The 15,559-nt window shown below is 67.8% G+C and carries 18 protein-coding genes and 1 tRNA gene; 10 read left to right on the forward strand and 9 right to left on the reverse strand.

The window, feature by feature from the left end; translation table 11 throughout:
• Window positions 1–2: 2 nt before the first annotated feature.
• On the reverse strand, window positions 3–551 hold the full coding sequence (locus tag JNG39_RS16650; RefSeq protein WP_144915438.1) for a peroxiredoxin: 549 nt from the start codon (window positions 549–551) through the stop codon (window positions 3–5).
• 152 nt (window positions 552–703) lie between these two features.
• On the opposite strand from JNG39_RS16650, the gene oxyR reads away from it, so the two are divergent.
• The gene (gene oxyR / locus JNG39_RS16655) at window positions 704–1,630 is read left to right on the forward strand and encodes a DNA-binding transcriptional regulator OxyR (RefSeq protein WP_368313018.1); all 927 of its coding nucleotides are present in this window, start codon (window positions 704–706) and stop codon (window positions 1,628–1,630) included.
• Between the two features lie 56 nt (window positions 1,631–1,686).
• Entirely contained in the window at window positions 1,687–2,280 is a 594-nt protein-coding gene (locus JNG39_RS16660) for a hypothetical protein (protein ID WP_368313019.1), read from the forward strand.
• Here JNG39_RS16660 and JNG39_RS16665 read toward each other — a convergent pair.
• Together JNG39_RS16665 and JNG39_RS16670 are read right to left on the reverse strand one after the other, a co-directional pair.
• Complete coding sequence (locus JNG39_RS16665; RefSeq protein WP_368313020.1) at window positions 2,274–2,792, reverse strand: adenine phosphoribosyltransferase; 519 nt, start codon at window positions 2,790–2,792, stop codon at window positions 2,274–2,276. The two genes, JNG39_RS16660 and JNG39_RS16665, sit on opposite strands and share 7 nt — an antisense overlap.
• A 25-nt stretch (window positions 2,793–2,817) precedes the next feature.
• Window positions 2,818–3,090, reverse strand: coding sequence for a DUF2007 domain-containing protein (locus JNG39_RS16670; RefSeq protein WP_368313021.1), 273 nt, complete (start codon window positions 3,088–3,090; stop codon window positions 2,818–2,820).
• Between the two features lie 101 nt (window positions 3,091–3,191).
• Here JNG39_RS16670 and JNG39_RS16675 point away from each other — a divergent pair, with 101 nt between their 5' ends.
• The 8 genes from JNG39_RS16675 (at window position 3,192) to JNG39_RS16710 (ending at window position 12,112) form a co-directional block, all read left to right on the forward strand.
• Complete coding sequence (locus tag JNG39_RS16675) at window positions 3,192–4,919, forward strand: glutamine--tRNA ligase/YqeY domain fusion protein (RefSeq protein ID WP_368313023.1); 1,728 nt, start codon at window positions 3,192–3,194, stop codon at window positions 4,917–4,919.
• Complete coding sequence (locus JNG39_RS16680; protein ID WP_368313260.1) at window positions 4,916–5,488, forward strand: nucleoside deaminase; 573 nt, start codon at window positions 4,916–4,918, stop codon at window positions 5,486–5,488. Before JNG39_RS16675 ends, JNG39_RS16680 begins: the two co-directional genes overlap by 4 nt.
• A gap of 112 nt (window positions 5,489–5,600) precedes the next feature.
• Complete coding sequence (locus tag JNG39_RS16685) at window positions 5,601–7,508, forward strand: ATP-binding protein (RefSeq protein ID WP_368313024.1); 1,908 nt, start codon at window positions 5,601–5,603, stop codon at window positions 7,506–7,508.
• Between the two features lie 87 nt (window positions 7,509–7,595).
• Entirely contained in the window at window positions 7,596–8,381 is a 786-nt protein-coding gene (locus JNG39_RS16690; protein ID WP_368313026.1) for a LuxR C-terminal-related transcriptional regulator, read from the forward strand.
• A 51-nt stretch (window positions 8,382–8,432) separates the two neighbouring features.
• Complete coding sequence (phnD, locus tag JNG39_RS16695; protein ID WP_368313028.1) at window positions 8,433–9,443, forward strand: phosphate/phosphite/phosphonate ABC transporter substrate-binding protein; 1,011 nt, start codon at window positions 8,433–8,435, stop codon at window positions 9,441–9,443.
• Window positions 9,444–9,544: 101 nt separating this feature from the next.
• The gene (locus JNG39_RS16700; RefSeq protein WP_368313029.1) at window positions 9,545–10,954 is read left to right on the forward strand and encodes a sensor histidine kinase; all 1,410 of its coding nucleotides are present in this window, start codon (window positions 9,545–9,547) and stop codon (window positions 10,952–10,954) included.
• A 77-nt stretch (window positions 10,955–11,031) separates the two neighbouring features.
• Complete coding sequence (locus JNG39_RS16705) at window positions 11,032–11,976, forward strand: DedA family protein/thiosulfate sulfurtransferase GlpE (RefSeq protein WP_368313030.1); 945 nt, start codon at window positions 11,032–11,034, stop codon at window positions 11,974–11,976.
• Between the two features lie 60 nt (window positions 11,977–12,036).
• A tRNA-Lys gene (locus tag JNG39_RS16710) sits at window positions 12,037–12,112 on the forward strand.
• Window positions 12,113–12,134: 22 nt separating this feature from the next.
• On the opposite strand, the gene JNG39_RS16715 is transcribed toward JNG39_RS16710, so the two are convergent.
• From JNG39_RS16715 to ybgF, 6 genes are all read right to left on the reverse strand, one after another.
• Window positions 12,135–12,731 carry an HAD family hydrolase gene (locus JNG39_RS16715; RefSeq protein ID WP_368313032.1) on the reverse strand — a complete coding sequence of 199 codons (597 nt, stop codon included), beginning with the start codon at window positions 12,729–12,731 and terminating at the stop codon, window positions 12,135–12,137.
• Window positions 12,732–12,791: 60 nt separating this feature from the next.
• Complete coding sequence (locus JNG39_RS16720; protein WP_368313034.1) at window positions 12,792–13,043, reverse strand: hypothetical protein; 252 nt, start codon at window positions 13,041–13,043, stop codon at window positions 12,792–12,794.
• Window positions 13,040–13,228 (reverse strand): DUF3606 domain-containing protein, encoded by a 189-nt coding sequence (locus JNG39_RS16725; protein WP_368313035.1) that lies wholly within the window; start codon window positions 13,226–13,228, stop codon window positions 13,040–13,042. Before JNG39_RS16725 ends, JNG39_RS16720 begins: the two co-directional genes overlap by 4 nt.
• Before the next feature lie 92 nt (window positions 13,229–13,320).
• Window positions 13,321–14,004, reverse strand: a complete 684-nt coding sequence (gene queC, locus JNG39_RS16730) for a 7-cyano-7-deazaguanine synthase QueC (protein ID WP_368313037.1) — start codon at window positions 14,002–14,004, stop codon at window positions 13,321–13,323.
• A 19-nt stretch (window positions 14,005–14,023) separates the two neighbouring features.
• On the reverse strand, window positions 14,024–14,716 hold the full coding sequence (gene queE / locus JNG39_RS16735) for a 7-carboxy-7-deazaguanine synthase QueE (protein ID WP_368313039.1): 693 nt from the start codon (window positions 14,714–14,716) through the stop codon (window positions 14,024–14,026).
• 4 nt (window positions 14,717–14,720) lie between these two features.
• Window positions 14,721–15,557, reverse strand: a complete 837-nt coding sequence (ybgF, locus tag JNG39_RS16740) for a tol-pal system protein YbgF (protein WP_368313041.1) — start codon at window positions 15,555–15,557, stop codon at window positions 14,721–14,723.
• Window positions 15,558–15,559 lie beyond the last annotated feature (2 nt).

Below are 15,559 nucleotides of genomic sequence, written 5' to 3' on the forward strand. Positions count from 1 at the left end.
GCTTAGGCGACCTTGAGGGTCTCGTCGCCGGCCTTCCAGTTGCAGGCGCACAGCTCGTCGGTCTGCAGAGCGTCGAGAACGCGCAGCACTTCGTCCGGGTTGCGGCCGACCGAACCGGCGGTGACGTAGGCGAACTGGATCTCGCCGTTCGGATCGACCAGGAAGGTCGCGCGCTGGGCGACGCCGTCGGCGGTCAGGATGCCGAGGGCCGTGGTCAGCTCCTTCTTGATGTCCGCCAGCATCGGGAACTTGAGGTCCTTCAGGTCGGCGTGGTCCATGCGCCAGGCGCGGTGGACGAACTCGGAGTCGGTGGAGGCGGCCAGGATCTGGCAGTCACGGTCGGCGAACTGCTCGTTCAGGTCGCTGAAGCCCTTGATCTCGGTCGGGCAGACGAAGGTGAAGTCCTTCGGGTAGAAGAACACCAGCTTCCACTTGCCCTCGTACGACTTGTCGGAGATGGTGGTGAAGGCGTCTTCGATCTTGTTGGCCAGCGGGCCACCGTCGACGGCCAGCAGGTTGAATTCGGGGAACTTATCGCCAATGGTCAGCATCTCGACTCTCCAGTTTGAGGGTGTGTTGGAACTCTGCGCGCGCTTGGTGACGCGACTGAGTCACTAAGGTTAGCGACCCTTGCCGCATATCTCAAATCGATTGTAGACATGAATGTGATAGGCTCGGACTATCAAGACCCACGAGCCCACCCATGAACCTCAGGGACCTGCAATACCTCGTCGCGCTGGCGGAATACCGCCATTTCGGTCGCGCGGCCGATGCCAGCTTCGTCAGCCAGCCCACGCTGTCGACGCAGATCCGCAAGCTCGAGGACGAGCTGGGCGTCGCCCTGGTGGAACGTACTCCGAGGAAAGTGCTGCTGACGGAAACCGGTCGTGAAATCGCCCGTCGCGCGCGCGGCGTGCTGTCGCAGGTGGACGAGATCAAGTCGATCGCCCAGCGCACGCGCGATCCCGAATCGGGCACGATCCGCCTGGGCATCTTTCCCACCCTGGGACCCTACCTGCTGCCCCACGTGGTGCCGCGCCTGCGCGAGCGCTTTCCCCGGCTCGAGCTGCTGCTGCGCGAGGAAAAGACCGAGCAGGTGCTGCACATGCTGCGCGAGGGCACGCTGGATGCCGGCATTCTCGCCCTGCCCGTCCACGACGAGTCGCTGCACACGGAATTCCTGTTCGAGGAGCCGTTCGTGCTTGCCGTGCCGAACGACCACGAGCTGGCCCGGCATGGGCCCTTGCGCATGGACGACCTGGCCGAGCAGAACCTGTTGCTGCTGGAAGACGGCCATTGCCTCCGCGACCAGGCCCTGGAGGTCTGCCACCTGGCCGGCGCGGGAGAGAAGACCGGCTTCCGGGCGACGAGCCTGGAAACCTTGCGGCAGATGGTGTCGGCCAACGTCGGCATCACGCTCCTGCCCGCCCTCGCGGTCAAGCCGCCCGTGGCGCAGTCGCCCAACGTGAGCCTGGTGGCGTTCGAATCGCCCGCTCCCAGCCGGCGCATCGCGATGCTGTGGCGGAAGAGCTCGGCCATGACACCGTTTTTCCAGGCGCTGGCGGAGGTGATCCGGGCCATTCCCCAGGAGCTCTTCAGCACCGAGGCCGCCAGCGGGCGAGCGGCCTAAGTCAACGATAAGGCGGCTGAGCCGTTGGGGTTTCATCTCGTCCAAGGTTTGGCCACATGCGCTTCTGGCTCGCCCTCCTGATTCTCCTGTGCGCCTGGGCCGCCTACGCGTTCTGGCCGCACGGCGGTGGGAGTCTCGCCCACGGCAAATCGGCCGTGGGCGCGCCCGAGCAGCATGCGATCGCCCATGGGCATCCGCTATCGATCGGACACTTCACCCTGCAGCCCCGCGCCAGCATCGCGATGACCGTACGCGTGCTGTCGCGCGAGGATTACCAGCTCGACGAACTCGCGCCGCTGGCCCCCACCGACTTCGCGCTGGGCTGGGGCCGCATGGCCGAGGACAAGGTGCTGGGCAAGATCCGCATCTCGCAGTCCAACCGGCTCTACTACTGGTACGCCGACGACTACCCCATTCCGCGCAAGGAGATCGAATCCTCCAGCGCCAACATGCACATGGTGCCCGCCAACGACGACATGGCCACGAAGCTGCGCGACGTGCGCCCGGGCGACATCGTGCATGTGGAGGGGCAACTGGTGGACGTGCGCCGTGACGATGGCTGGCACCTCGCCACCTCGCTGGCCCGCGACGACGATGGCCCCGGTGCCAGCGAGATCGTGCTGATCGAACGGCTGGACGAGCGTCAGTAACGCACCAGCGCGTGCAGCGGCGCCGGTCCCGTCCAGCGCGCGCGGCCGGCCAGGGCCTCCAGTTCGATCACCACGCCGGCACCGATCACCTCGGCCCCCAGTTGCTCGACGAGCCGCCGCCCGGCCTCCAGCGTGCCGCCGGTGGCGAGCACGTCGTCGACGACGATCACCCTCTCGCCTGGCGAGAGCGTGTGCCGGCCGATTTCCAGGCGGTCACGGCCGTATTCCAGGCCGTAGTCCATGCCGATCACCGGCGGGGGCAGCTTGCCCTTCTTGCGCAGGGCGACGAAACCCGCGCCCAGCGCGCGGGCCATGGCGGCGCCGAAGATGAAGCCACGCGATTCGATGCCGCAGACGGCTCCCACGGATGCTTCGCGCCAGGGCTCGCAAAGGGCGTCGATGCACTGCCCGAAGGCACGGGCGTCGGAAAGCAATGGGGTGATGTCCTTGAACAGGACGCCGGGACTCGGAAAGTCCGGCACGTCGCGGACGAGGTCGTGGATGGCCTGCATGGAAAATCCTGGGAAGGGGCGCGCGTCAGGCGGGGATCGTCGTCGCGCCGAAGTCGTCGTCGGCCGCCGCCGCGGCCCGGGCCTCGGCGAGCTGGGCCTCGATGTCGCGGACGATGGCATCCGCCGCGTCGCCGGCCGATTCGGGCACCCTCACCTCGATGAAATCGCGGGCGGGCAACTGGCCGATCGCCCCGATGAGGAATTCCCCCGAGACGAAGGCCGGGATGCCCGCGTGCTCGAGCGCATCCTTGACCAGGTGGGCGTCGATGAGGGTCTCGGCGTGGTAGGCGATCCGCATGGGGCCAAGCTACCGCGCGGCCCGGCCGTGCGGCAAGCACCCTTCATCCAAGATGGGTAAACTCGACAGTTTGCCGCGACCCACCCTCCGAGTCCTTCGAGATGTCGACCGAAACGCCCGTCCTGCAGCAGCACTTCATCCGCCAGATCGTCCGCGACGACCTGGCCTCCGGCAAGCACGCGAAAATCCACACCCGCTTCCCGCCGGAACCCAACGGCTACCTGCACCTGGGCCACGCCAAATCGATCTGCCTCAACTTCGGCCTGGCCTCGGAGTTCGCGGGCACCTGCAACCTTCGCTTCGACGACACCAACCCGTCGAAGGAAGACATCGAATACGTCGAGGCCATCCAGCGCGACGTGAAGTGGCTGGGCTTCGAGTGGGCCGAGCTGCGCCACGCCTCGGATTACTTCGAGGTGTTCTACCGCGCCGCGTGCAAGCTCATCCGCCTGGGCGTGGCCTACGTCGACGACCTCTCGGCCGACGAGGTGCGCGAATACCGCGGCACCCTCACCGAACCGGGCCGCAATTCGCCGTATCGCGACCGCTCCATCGGGGAAAACCTCGACCTCTTCCAGCGCATGCGCGCCGGTGAATTCGCCGACGGCAGCAAGACCCTGCGCGCGAAGATGGACATGGCCTCGGGCAACATCAACCTGCGCGACCCGGCGCTGTACCGCATCCGCAAGGTGCACCACCAGAACACCGGCGACGCCTGGCCCATCTACCCGATGTACGACTTCGCGCATTCGTTGTCCGACGCGGTCGAAGGCATCACGCATTCGCTGTGCACGCTGGAATTCGAAGACCACCGTCCGCTGTACGACTGGTGCGTCGACAAGGTCGACCTCGCCAACGATCCCGATCTGTGGCAGCCGCTGGTCGCCGCCGGCCTGCCCACCGTGCCGAGCAAACCACGGCAGATCGAGTTCTCGCGCGGCAACCTCAACTACACGGTGATGAGCAAGCGCAAGCTCATCACGCTGGTGTCCGAAAACCTGGTCGACGGCTGGGACGATCCGCGCATGCCCACCATCGCGGGCGTGCGCCGCCGCGGCTTCACGCCGGCGGGCATCCGCCTGTTCTGGGAGCGCATCGGCGTCAGCAAGCAGAACAGCACGATCGACATGGGCGTGCTCGAAGGCTGCATCCGCGAAGACCTCGACGGCACCGCCCCGCGCCGCCTCGCCGTGATCGATCCGCTGAAGCTCGTCATCACCAACCTCGACGAGAACCACCGCGAAACGCTCACCTTCCCCAACCATCCGAAGGACGACTCCTTCGGCACGCGCGAGGTGCCTTTCGCACGCGAGCTGTGGATCGAGCGCGACGACTTCGCGGAAGTGCCGCCGAAGGGCTTCCATCGCCTCAAGCCCGAGGGCGAGGTGCGCCTGCGCGGCGTGGGCATCGTGCGTTGCGACGAACTGGTCAAGAACGATGCCGGGGACGTGGTGGAGCTGCGCTGCACGCTCGACCCCGACACGCGCTCGGGCATGCCAGGTGCCGACCGCAAGGTGAAGGGCACCATCCATTGGGTGAGCGCGCGCGACGCCGTGCCCGCCGTGGTGCGCCTCTACGACCGACTGTTCGACGTGACCGATCCCGATGACGACGCCGACGGCAAGACCTACAAGGATCACCTCAACCCGGCATCGCGCCGCGTCGTCCACGGCTATGTCGAGCCGACGGCCGCCGGTGCCGCGCGCGAAGACCGCATGCAGTTCGAGCGCCTGGGCTACTTCGTGGCCGACATGCACGACCACACGCACGATGGCCCCGTGTTCAACCGCGTGGTGACCCTGCGCGATTCGTGGGCCAAACAGTCGTGATGTATGCCCAGGTCCACCTCACGCTGCCCGCGTGGGTCCACCAGGCGGTAAAGACCGACATCCCGTACACCGGCGACGAGCCGAAGATCCGCCTTGCCATCGAACTGTCCGCGCTCAACGTCGAGCGCGCCACCGGCGGTCCCTTCGGGGCCGTCGTGTTCGACCAGCACGACCGCATCGTCGCCGTGGGCGTCAACCGCGTGGTCCCCCACACCTGCTCGGTGGCCCACGCCGAGATGATGGCCTACATGCTCGCGCAGCAGCGCATGCAGCGTTTTCGCCTCAACACCGACAACGACGGCCGCCGCAGCGGCGCCTTCACGCTCGCCACCAGCTCGCAACCCTGCTGCCAGTGCTACGGCGCCACCGTGTGGGCCGGCATCGACACCTTGCTGATCGGCGCCCGCGCCGACGACGTGGAAGAGCTCACCCCGTTCGACGAAGGCCCCCTCCCCGCCGACTGGGCGGGCGAACTCGAACGCCGGGGCATCGCCGTGCGCCGCGACATCCTGCGCGACCAGGCCCGCGACGTCCTGCGCGCGTACGGCGAATCCGGCGCTCGTTACTGACCTTCCGCGCCTCGGCCAGTTGGCCGAGGCCAATGGCGGGGATGCCGTCCCTTCGCCAATCTGCGCTAGGCTTGCCCTACGTCGCCTGGAAGGTCGGCGACAGGGGATGCGCATGCGTGACGTACCGGTTTCATGGCTGGAAAAGGTGTGGCGCCGCACGTCGCTCGTGCAACGCCTGACGTGCGTGGCGCTCGTGCCGACGGCGATCAGCGCCGTGCTGCTGGTCACCCTGCTCACGCGTCACCAGATGGACACCCTCCATGAGATGGGCCGCTCCACCGCCGACGCCATCGCCCAGCAGGCGTCCTCCGTCTCCGGCGACGCCCTGCGCGATGGGCAGCGCCGCGACCTCGGTCGCATCGCCCAATCGATCGTGCAATTGCCGCAGGTCGCCCGCGTGCGGATCGCCGACCCCGACGGCGAGATCCTCGCCGACCGCGTGAACGGCTCGGTGGACGACGACGAAAGCCTCACCGTATCGCGCGACGTGCTCGATCCGGTGAACCATCGCGTGGTCGGCTCGGTCACCGTGGACGTCAGCGTGGAGGAGGCCGTTTCCGCGCAACGCGCCAGCGTGCACAACGCCTTGCTCTGGCTGTCCCTGAGCCTGTTCATCGCGGTGGGCATCGGCTGGTCCACGGCCCGCTGGCTGAGCGCCCCCCTGCGCAACCTCGCCATCGCGGTACGCCAGCTCGGCCTGGGCGACCGCACGGTGGTGGTGCCGGTCACCGACGACACCGAGATCGGCGACCTGCAGCGCGGTTTCAACGGCGCGGCATCGAAGCTGCTGCACGCGCAGATCGGCATGGAACGCGAGATCGCCCAGGCCACCGAGGAACTGGCCCGCAAGAACGCGGCGCTGGAGGCCGCGAGCGTGGCGAAGGCGCGTTTCCTCGCGGCCGCCTCCCACGACCTGCGCCAGCCTCTCTATGCGCTCACGCTGTTTTCCTCGGGCCTGGCCGTGGACGAATTCGACCCGGTGCGCCTCAACCGCATCGCGCACATCCAGGAATGCGTCGAGGCGCTCGACCACCTGTTCAGCGAGCTGCTCGACCTTTCGCGCCTGGAGACGGGCGCCATGCCCCCGGTGATCCGCGACGTGGCGCTCGACGAGGTGTTCGAGGAGGTGAGCGTCAACTTCCGCATGGTGGCCGAACAGCACGACCTCCGCCTCGTGGTGCGCACCACGGGCCTGTGGGTGCGCAGCGACCGCACCATGGTCGCCCGTATCCTGAACAACCTGGTGAGCAACGCCTTGCGTTACACGCGCTGCGGCGGCGTGCTGGTGGGCGCGCGACGCCGCCTCGACGGCACCGTGCGCGTGGACGTCTGGGACACCGGCCTGGGCATCGCCCAGGAGCACCAGCGGCACATCTTCGACGAGTTCTACCGCGTGGAGAGCGGCCCCGAGGCGGGGCGGCCCGAAGGCACCCGCCGCGGCCTCGGCCTGGGGCTCTCGACCGTGCAGCGTCTTGCCGGGCTGCTCGGCACGCAGGCCAGCGTCCGCTCGACGCTGGGCAAGGGCAGTGTCTTTTCGGTCACGCTCCCCGAAGTCCAGCCGGGGGTGCCGGAAGCCGCGCCGGCGCCGCTGTCGGAACCCGTCCCGCGCCGGGACATCACCGGCATGCGCGTGCTGGTGATCGACGACGAACCCAGCATCCTCGCCGGCATCAGCTTCCTGCTGGGCAGTTGGGGCTGCGAGGTGCAGACCGCCGAAGACGCCCAGCAGGCCATGGAGGCCGTGCACCAGTGGATGCAGCCGCCGGACATCGTCATTTCCGACCTGCGCCTGCGTGAAGGCACGGGCCTGGACGTGATCGCCCTGCTGGACCGCTACTACCGCCGCCGGCCCGGCGATCCGCCCCCGTTCGCCCGCGTGCTCATCACCGGCGAGACGCGCAGCGACTACCTGCGCAACGTGGACACGGCGACGACGCAGGTGCTCTACAAGCCGGTGTCGCCCGATCGGCTGCTCGACGTAATGGTTTCGGCCTGGTCTGTCCATCATGCAGCCGTCTGAGCCACATGGCCTGCTTGCCCCCGGGCGGGCAGGAAGCTATGTTGCGCCTTACGGGGAGCTCGTGGCACGGCGGGCGGAGGGACTGGAATGCGCGTTCTGATCGCGGACGATCACAGGCTCATCATCGAAGGCGTGAAGCTCAAGCTTCGCGAGCTGGGCGATCACGTTGAGTTCGTCGAGGCCGAAAACGTGGATCAGTTGCGCAAGTTGCTCAACACCTCCCCGCTGCCCGACCTCGCGTTGATAGACATGGCGATGCCGGGAGCCGACGGCCTGCAGCACATCAGGGAAGCGGTGGAAAAGCTCCGTGCCGCGGGTGATCTCACGCACGCGGACGCCACCGACAAGAACGAGGACGGCATCGAGGACAGGACGGAGCATCGATTGAAGCCGGGATCCAGAACCTCGGCCAACGTCGTCTCGACCTCGCGCGAAAGGCCGGTCATCGTGCTTTCGGGCACGGAAGATTCCGGTGCCATCCGGCAAGTGCTCGACCTCGGCGTACAGGGTTACATTCCCAAGTCGTCGCCGCCGGACGTGATCCTCAATGCCGTGCGGCTGGTCGTCGGCGGCGGCGTGTACGTGCCGCCCGAGGCCATGAAGCCCGCCGGCAACCACGCGCCGATGTCGTCGCCGTTTTCGACGTCGGGCGGCGACGGCCTCACCACGCGCGAACGCCTGGCGACGGTACTCACCGACCGGCAGATCGACGTACTCAAGCTGCTGGCGAAGGGCAAGCCGAACAAGCTGATCGCGAGGGAACTCGAAATCAGCGAGGGCACGGTCAAGATCCACCTCGCGGCCATCTTCCGCGCGCTCCATGTGCGCAACCGCCTCGAGGCACTGGTCGCCGCGCAACACCTGGGCGACTGACACGGCAAGAAGGGATTCGCGAAAGAACGCGGATTCCGGCAGGGGCAGGCCATGCTTGGTTCGGCAAAGTGGCGCGCGCTCGGATTCGTCTTGCTGGTGCTCCTCGCGTGCGCCTCGACGGCTCACGCCTTCGCCGATGACGAAGACCCCAACGCACCTCTCACTTTCGGCATCCTGCCCATCGGCGGTCCGGCGGAGTCGCTGGAAGCCTGGCGACCGATGCTCGACGACCTGCAGACATCGCTGGGGCGTCCGGTGCGTTCCGTCTCGGTCACCACCTATGAAGGCATCGCCCAGGCGATCAGCGAACAGCGGGTGGACATCGCTTTCCTTTCCGGCCGTCTCGCCCTGGATGCCGTCACCCGGCAGAACATGCGCACGATCGCCCAGCTCACCCGCACGGACGGCTCGAAGGGTTATTACGCCGTGCTGCTTGCCGCCGACGGTTCGCGCATCCGCACGCTCGACCAGATGCTCACGCATCCGGGCCGCTGGACGTTCGCGCGCGGCGAATCGCTTTCGGTCTCGGGATACCTCGTTCCGGAGACGCAGCTCTTCGCGGCCCGCGGCCTCGACTCGGACACGTTCTTCGCCCACGTGCACGTGGACAACCACCAGAACAACGCGCTGGCGGTCGCCAACGGCGAAGTGGACGTGGCCACGAACAACACCGCGGACCTGGAGCGCTTCAGGCAGCATTTCCCCGAGCAATACGCGCGCCTGCGCGTCATCTGGAAATCCTCGCTCATTCCGCACGCGGTGATCGTGGTGCGCGACGACCTGCCGCCGTCGCTGCGCGATCGGATCGCGACGTTCATCACGTCCTACGGCAAGGGCGGCAACCGTGCGCGGGAACAGGCGAACCTCAAGCTCATCCACGACATCAGCGGTTTCGCCCCGGCCAACGACGACGAGCTGGTGCCGTTCGCCAACATCGAATACAGCCTGGAAAAACGTCGCGCAAGCTCCGCCCAATGGGTCAGCGAAGCGGCGAGGCAGGCTCGCTTGCGCAAGATCGAGGCCGATCACGACCGCCTCGTGGCGCAGTTGCACGGCAAGTGATCCGCCGCACGGCCTAGACCGGAAGGCCTAGGCCATGCCGCTTACCTCCCCTTGGCTATCGCGCATCGGCGGCGCGTTTCATAGATTCGTCACGAGATTCCATGCCCGAAGGGCACACCATGCTCGCGCCGCTCTTCCCCACCCACAGGACCGCGTCGCCACACCGGCACATCGTCCGCAAGGGATTGTTGCCGACGACGCTCATCGCCCTCGCCCTGACGCTCATGCTGGCCGTCGTGCACCTGCGCGCGAGCTCCGCCGAGGCGCTCGACGTGGCCCGCATCCAGGCCGTGCGGATCGGATCGGTGGTGACTCCGGGGCTGGGCGACGAGCGCCTGCGCGATCTCATCGGACGCGCGTTGGCTCGCAGCGCGCCGACGGATCGCGTGATCCTGCATCGCGACGATCTTCCCGACCTGGTCGTGGACAGCGGACGGCGTTCCCCGGCCACGCCGCGGCTCAGCGTCCGCCTGAACACGCCGCTCGGCGAGATGGAAACCTTCAGCGACGCGTCGGCACTGCACGAACGGCGCCTCGCCGCATGGTTGATGACGGGCCTGCTGTCCACGGGCATCCTCTTCGCCTTCGCGTTCGGCGCGCGCACGATCGAGCGCGAGGCCGCCGCGCCCCTGGCCCAACTGCGCGAGCGACTCGACCGGGCCTTGCACCCTCGCGATCCACGCACCGGCGCGACGACCATCGACGACGCGGCGTCGCTCGACGCCCTGCTGACCGAACTGGCCGGCCTGCGCGAACGCCAGGACGCGGCGATGGCCGAAGCCTTGCGCCTGCGGCTGCACGAGATCGCACGGCACACGCGATTCCTCGAGCAGATGGGCGATCACTTCCGCCAACCGCTCCAGGCGCTGTCGTTGTTCGTCGCCGGTATGCAGCCGGGCGACGACCTGCGGCAGCGAGCCGTGCAAGGGCAAATGCAACACAACCTCGCCCGGCTGGGCGAACTGCTCGACGGCCTGCTCGACATGGCCCGGTTCGATGCCGGCGCGGTGGAGCCCGAGCCCGTCGAACTGCTGGCCGCCGATCTCTTCGTGCGGGCCAGGGCCGCCATCGCCCCGGACGCCGCCCGGCTGGGCGTCGACGTGCGCTGGCGTGGCGGCGCGCTGCCCCTGCGTGGCGATCCCGCCTTGCTGGGCGAGCTGCTCCACCGCCTGTTGACCAGCGCGGTGGCGTGCGCGCCGCAGGGCCGCGTCCTGGTGGCCATGCGCCGACGCGGCGCGGACGTTCGCCTGGAAGTGCGCGATAACGGTATCGGCATCGAACCGGCGCAGCAGGAGCGCCTCTTCGAGGCCTTCACGCGCCTGCCGGGTCACCCGGGCTTCGGGCTCGGACTGGCGATCGCGCGACGGATCGCCGACACCCTCGGCGGCACCATCGGCGTGCGTTCCCGTCCGGGCCGGGGCACGCTCTACTGGGTATACCTGCCCGGCGTGGCCATGGGCAGCGCGCGCCCGGAGCGCGCGTCGCTGAGGGCACCGCTTCAGCGGCGGTGACCGAACGCCTCGCCCCCTCTGTGCGGCAACGCCGGACCGGCGTATCGTTGCCGCGATAAGGCGAGGGGCATCAGGTCGTGGCAAGCGTGAACTGGTCGGATACCGCGCCCCTGGTGGCGTTCCTGGGTACGTTCGCGGCCGCCATCGGCCTGCCCGTGCCCGCCATGCCTACGCTCATCCTCGTCGGCGCGGGCCTGGTCACGGCCTCGTCGCCCCTGCTGGTACTGCCCACCTTCGTCGGTGCGCTCGCCGGGGCCTTCGCGGGCGACGCCGCCTGGTTTCTCGCCGGCCGCCGCTTCGGCTACCGCGTGCTTGACGGCCTGTGTCGCGTCTCGCTCTCGCCCGACACCTGCGTGCGGCGAGCCAGCGGCTTTTTCGAGAAGCGCGGCGTCAAGCTCCTGCTCATTTCGCGATTCATCCCCGGCCTTTCGCTGGTGGCCATTCCCATCGCCGGCGCGGGCGACACGCGCTTCTCGCGTTTCACGCTCTACGACCTCGCCGGCGCCGCCCTGTGGGTCGTCGTGGGCCTGTCGGCCGGCATGGTGTTCTACCGGCAGATCGACGCCGTGCTGACCCTGCTGCGGCAGTTCGGGGTAGGCATGGCCGCTCTCGCCGCCGCCGGCCTGCTGGTGTGGATCGGCTTCCGCTACGTCCGCCGCGCCCTGCTCATCGCCAGCCTGCGCCGCAGCCGCATCTCGGTGGACGAGCTGTCGATGCTGCTCGCGCGCGATCCCGGCGCACTCATCGTCGACGTGCGCTCGGCCTCGAGCCGCCGTGACGACCCCTACGTGATCCCCGGGTCGCGCCTGTTCGATTTCTCCAGCGCCGACACCCAACTGGCCACGCTGCCACGGAACACCTCGGTGATCATCTATTGCTCGTGCCCCAACGAGGTGTCGGCCGCCAAGGTCGCCGAGCGCCTGACCAAGCTGGGATTCGCCAACGTCCGCCCGCTCACCGGCGGCCTGGATGCGTGGCGCGACTCCGGCCGCGACGTGGAAGCCATCGTCCTCGCCACCTGATCCGGCCCACGACTTGTGCCCCCCTCCCCTGCCGTCTAAACTAGCCGGCTTCTCGCGTATGGGTCGTTAGCTCAGTCGGTAGAGCAGCGGACTTTTAATCCGTAGGTCGACGGTTCGAATCCGTCACGACCCACCATTCGCATCACGGCCCGCTCGCGTCACAAGGACGCTAGCACCTCGCCGACGCTGTCCTCGCTCCCGCAACAGCGCGCTGCCAGTCCCGCCTCGAGCGCACCGTCGACATTCGCCTGCGCGTCGTCGATGAACAACGTGTCCTGTGCGATCCACCCCAGTTCTCCCAGGACCGCGGCATACACGCGGGGATCCGGCTTGGTCGCGCCGAACTGGGCTGCGACATGGGCTCGTCCGCGAAAAAGCGGAAACAGCTCCGGCACGATACGTTCCCACTGCGCCGCGAACAGGTGCCCGTTATTGGTGAGGATGCCGACCCCGACGCCTTGCGAAGCCAGCGACGCGATGCGTGACATGAGAGCCGGTCGTATACGCGTCGCCCGCCGGCGGGCCTCCGTCCACACATCCACGGGCAAGCGCAGGCCCATGATCTTGCCCAGGGCCTCGAGATACTCGTCCGGCCCCAGACGTCCCGCGTCCGCGGCGGCTTCCACACCCGACCCATAGATCGCGGCATGCACGTCGGACGCGCTGCGTTCGAGCGTCATGGCGATATGTTCGATGCGGACGGAAGGCTGGTAGTCCACCAGCACGCCATCCAGGTCGAAAAGGATGTTCTTCATCGCCCGGATGGTATCCCATGCGAAAAAGCGCGGCCGTCACGGCGCGCCATCGCACGAGCGTCAGAACGCGAGCTTGCCGGGCGCCTGACCGGGAGCGAATACCGGTACCCACCCTCCGGAAATCGTCTGCCTCACCACGTCGACGATGCCCTTGGCACCCGCCGAGGCGGCCCATCCCAGGGCGAACTCCACGGCGCGACCCTCGCTCGGAAAGACTTCGATGGCGCCGCCGGGGACGAGAACCCGCCACGTGCGCTCGTTGATGCTCGGGTAGAAAATAAAGACGCGACGACGCGCGTTGTCCTGACTCATTTGCGACGCAACCGGCGGAGTTCGCTCCGCACGTCCCACGACGCCTCCCCCACCGACATCACCGCCTTGCGTAGCGATAACTCGCTCACCTGCAGCACACGGGTCCAGTAGCGGATATCGGAGCGCAGGCAGATGTTCACTTTCGTCAGGTCCGCGGGTGCGGCGACGAATGAATCGACGGTCATGGGAAGGTCCTCAGGCAAGGACGAGCTTTATCACGCGCGAGGTTATCGAGGCGTGACGCCGGGTACCGTGTCCGGGAGGGAGGATGGTGCGGTCAGGCGTAACGGGTGGTGTCGGCCACGCCCGCCTTGGCGAAACCCTCCGCGCGCAGGCGGCAGGCGTCGCAGTGACCACACGCACGGCCTTGGTCGTCGGCCTGGTAACAGCTCACCGTCTCGGAAAAGTCGACGCCCAGCCGCACGCCTTCGCGGACGATGTCGCCCTTGCCCATCTGCATCAGCGGCGCGTGGATGCGGATGCCCGCCCCCTCGACACCCGCCTTGGTGGCGACGTTGGCGAGCGCCTGGAACGACTCGATGAAGGCCGGGCGGCAGTCCGGATAACCCGAATAATCCACCGCGTTGACGCCGCAGAAAATATCGGTCGAACCCAGCACCTCGGCCCAACCCAGCGCGATGGACAGCATGATCGTGTTGCGCGCCGGCACGTAGGTGACCGGAATGCCGTCGCCGCCGTCTTCCGGCACGTCGATGTCGGCGGTGAGCGCCGAACCGCCGATGCTGCGCAGGTCGACGTGTACCGTCTTGTGCGCGACGGCGCCGAGGCTGTTCGCCACGCGCGCCGACGCCTCCAGTTCGGAGCTGTGGCGCTGGCCGTAGGCCACGCTCAGCGCATACACCTCGAAGCCCTGTTCGCGAGCCATCGCGATCGTGACCGCGGAATCCATGCCGCCGGACACGAGGATAACGGCCTTGCGCGGAGTGTTCGTGGTGTTCATGACATGCGTTTCCTGTAAATCAGTGTCCCGCCGCGTCGTTCCAGAGCAGCTTGTGCAACTGCAACTGGAAACGCACCGGCAGGCGTTCGTCGAGGATCCATTCCGCCAGTTCGCGCGGGCCGACCTTGCCCCACACCGGCGAGAACAGCACCATCGCCTTCGTATCGAGCGCGTGTTCGCGAACGACGTCGCGCGACCATTCGAAGTCGCCACGGCTGGCGATCACGAACTTCACCTGATCGTGCGGCAGCAGATGGTCGAGATTGGACCAGAGGTTGCGCGCGCTCTCCCCGGAGTCCGGCGCCTTGAGGTCCATCACCTTGCGCACGCGAGGATCCACAGGACCGATGTCGATCGCACCGGAGGTCTCCAGCGATACCTCATGCCCCGCGTCGCAGAGCTTGCGCAGCAGGATCAGGCACCGCTTCTGCGAGAGCGGTTCGCCACCCGTGACGCACACGTGGCGGGCACCGTAGCTGGCCACCTGCGCCACGATGGCGTCGATGTCGTGCCACTGACCGCCATGGAACGAGTATTCGGTGTCGCACCACACGCAGCGCAACGGGCAACCGGTGAGGCGCACGAAGACCGTGGGCCAGCCGATGGCATCGGCCTCGCCCTGCACGGAATGGAAGATCTCGGTGATCCGCAGGCGCTCCCGGACGGGTGCGACCGGCGGAACGTCCGCCGGCGTTGCGGTGTTGCCGTTCATGGGATCAGTTGGCCGTCTGGCGCTGCAGACGGCGCAGGCGTTCCTGGGCGAGGCCGGCGGCCTTGCTGGACGGATATTTCGCGACGACCTGCTTGAGCGTCGCCACGGCGGCGTCCTGCTGCTTCAGCTCGATCTGGCAATAACCCACCTTGAGCAGGCCATCGGAGACCTTCTCGCTCTGCGGGTAGTTCTTCACCAGGCGCTGGAACGCTTCGATCGCGACCGGGTAGTTCATGGTCACGTAGTACGACTCGCCCAGCCAGTAGTACGCGTTAGGCGCCAGCGCGCTGTCGGGGTACTTGGTGAGGAAGTCGCGGAAACCGCGCGATGCGGTGACGTAGTCGCCGCCACGCAGCGACTTGAACGCGGCGTCATAGGCCGCCTGCTCGGCAGGCGCGGCCTGGCCCGGGCTGGTGGACGCGGCGGCGGGTGCGGAAGGTGCCTGCGACGCGGCAGCGGCCGCGGGCGTCGCGGGCGGAGGTGTCGATGCGGCAGCCGACGGCTGCTGCTGGGCTGGCGCGCCACCCTTCTCGATACGGCCCAACCGCGAATCGACATCCGCGTATTGCGCCTTCTGGGAATCCTGGAGCTGCTTGTTCTGGTGCTGGAGCTCTTCGATCTGCCCCTGCAGCTGGGCTACCTGCTGCTGGAGATCGCTGACCTGGTTCACCAGCGACGTGGTGCCCGCGTTGGCCTGGCTCTGCTGCTCGAGCCGCGACACGCGGTCGGCGAGGCTGAGGCGGTCCTGGGCGATGGCGGGCAGAGCAAAAAGCGTGGCGGACGCGATCGCGCCCGCCACGCCAAGCCTGGCCGTGAAACGATTAGCCAGAGTCTTCTTCATTG

Origin of the sequence: Luteibacter sp. CQ10 (assembly GCF_040900725.1) — a bacterium.
In the GTDB taxonomy this organism is placed as follows: Bacteria; Pseudomonadota; Gammaproteobacteria; order Xanthomonadales; family Rhodanobacteraceae; genus Luteibacter.

What these genes read in the sequence shown, in the direction of transcription:
- JNG39_RS16650 (WP_144915438.1), bottom strand. Translation starts at nt 551, where the DNA reads ATGCTGACCATTGGCGATAAGTTCCCCGAATTCAACCTGCTGGCCGTC.
- oxyR (WP_368313018.1), top strand. Translation starts at nt 704, where the DNA reads ATGAACCTCAGGGACCTGCAATACCTCGTCGCGCTGGCGGAATACCGC.
- JNG39_RS16660 (WP_368313019.1), top strand. Translation starts at nt 1,687, where the DNA reads ATGCGCTTCTGGCTCGCCCTCCTGATTCTCCTGTGCGCCTGGGCCGCC.
- JNG39_RS16665 (WP_368313020.1), bottom strand. Translation starts at nt 2,792, where the DNA reads ATGCAGGCCATCCACGACCTCGTCCGCGACGTGCCGGACTTTCCGAGT.
- JNG39_RS16670 (WP_368313021.1), bottom strand. Translation starts at nt 3,090, where the DNA reads ATGCGGATCGCCTACCACGCCGAGACCCTCATCGACGCCCACCTGGTC.
- JNG39_RS16675 (WP_368313023.1), top strand. Translation starts at nt 3,192, where the DNA reads ATGTCGACCGAAACGCCCGTCCTGCAGCAGCACTTCATCCGCCAGATC.
- JNG39_RS16685 (WP_368313024.1), top strand. Translation starts at nt 5,601, where the DNA reads ATGCGTGACGTACCGGTTTCATGGCTGGAAAAGGTGTGGCGCCGCACG.
- JNG39_RS16690 (WP_368313026.1), top strand. Translation starts at nt 7,596, where the DNA reads ATGCGCGTTCTGATCGCGGACGATCACAGGCTCATCATCGAAGGCGTG.
- phnD (WP_368313028.1), top strand. Translation starts at nt 8,433, where the DNA reads ATGCTTGGTTCGGCAAAGTGGCGCGCGCTCGGATTCGTCTTGCTGGTG.
- JNG39_RS16700 (WP_368313029.1), top strand. Translation starts at nt 9,545, where the DNA reads ATGCCCGAAGGGCACACCATGCTCGCGCCGCTCTTCCCCACCCACAGG.
- JNG39_RS16715 (WP_368313032.1), bottom strand. Translation starts at nt 12,731, where the DNA reads ATGAAGAACATCCTTTTCGACCTGGATGGCGTGCTGGTGGACTACCAG.
- JNG39_RS16720 (WP_368313034.1), bottom strand. Translation starts at nt 13,043, where the DNA reads ATGAGTCAGGACAACGCGCGTCGTCGCGTCTTTATTTTCTACCCGAGC.
- JNG39_RS16725 (WP_368313035.1), bottom strand. Translation starts at nt 13,228, where the DNA reads ATGACCGTCGATTCATTCGTCGCCGCACCCGCGGACCTGACGAAAGTG.
- queC (WP_368313037.1), bottom strand. Translation starts at nt 14,004, where the DNA reads ATGAACACCACGAACACTCCGCGCAAGGCCGTTATCCTCGTGTCCGGC.
- queE (WP_368313039.1), bottom strand. Translation starts at nt 14,716, where the DNA reads ATGAACGGCAACACCGCAACGCCGGCGGACGTTCCGCCGGTCGCACCC.
- ybgF (WP_368313041.1), bottom strand. Translation starts at nt 15,557, where the DNA reads ATGAAGAAGACTCTGGCTAATCGTTTCACGGCCAGGCTTGGCGTGGCG.